This is a genomic window from Aquimarina sp. U1-2 (genome assembly GCF_017897595.1).
Classification (GTDB): domain Bacteria; phylum Bacteroidota; class Bacteroidia; order Flavobacteriales; family Flavobacteriaceae; genus Aquimarina.
The window spans coordinates 1-306 of sequence record NZ_JAGKIK010000151.1 but is presented as its reverse complement, the minus strand read 5'-3'; the positions used below and the strand labels follow the sequence as shown (position 1 = coordinate 306).

The following is a 306-nucleotide window of genomic DNA, read 5'->3' as shown; positions in this document are numbered from 1 at the left end:
TATTACTGTAGTTTTTAAATGGTTGCAAAGGTACATTAATTTGTACAATTTCATTTAAGTTTTCTGAAAAGTAGTAATTTCCTATGAAACCTGCAATTAATCCATGATGTTTAGTTTCAGTAGCATCAACTATTAACAGTCCGTTTATCAAATTATTCTTTATTAAATCTCTATTACTTAATTCAGCAACCCAGACAAATTTCGGCATAGGTACTCTTAAAATCAATTCTTTGGGCAAACTGTCAATTAAGCTGTTCAAACTAACATAATCCTTATATGATCTAGATGAAGCAAGAAACACTTTAA

At 28.8% G+C, this 306-nt stretch carries 1 protein-coding gene; it reads right to left on the bottom strand.

The features are described 5' to 3' along the window. Positions 1-306: hypothetical protein (locus tag J8281_RS19440; RefSeq protein ID WP_210199288.1), on the bottom strand; the 306-nt coding region annotated here is incomplete at both ends.